This is a genomic window from Microbulbifer sp. 2205BS26-8, from assembly GCF_030731025.1.
GTDB classification, from domain to species: Bacteria; Pseudomonadota; Gammaproteobacteria; order Pseudomonadales; family Cellvibrionaceae; genus Microbulbifer; species Microbulbifer spongiae.
The window spans coordinates 1-316 of sequence record NZ_JAVAMR010000222.1; the positions used below are offsets into that span (position 1 = coordinate 1).

Annotated in this window: 1 protein-coding gene; it reads right to left on the minus strand. The window is 51.3% G+C overall.

Going from position 1 to position 316, the window contains the following annotated elements:
- Nucleotide 1: 1 nt before the first annotated feature.
- Nucleotides 2–316: transposase (locus tag Q5Y71_RS17335; protein WP_306043313.1), on the minus strand; the 315-nt coding region annotated here is incomplete at its 5' end.

Below are 316 nucleotides of genomic sequence, written 5' to 3' on the forward strand. Positions count from 1 at the left end.
GTTAGTGCATAGTGGGCTGTGGTACTTTCTCCACGGTGGTTTCCGGGGCCGGTGGGCGGTAGCCCAAGGCACTGTGTGGCCGCTTGGTGTTGTAGTGCTTCCTCCACTCCTCAATAATAATTTTCGCCTCTTGTAACATATAGAATATTTCACCGTTTAGAAGCTCGTCTCTGAGTCGGGCGTTGAAGCTTTCACAGTACCTATTCTCCCAGGGTGAACCCGGCTCTATGTAAGCCACCTTTGCGCCAACAGATGTGGTCCAGTCTCTGACCGAGATATTACGCAGGAAGCTTTGTTCACCACTGTTCACTTGGAG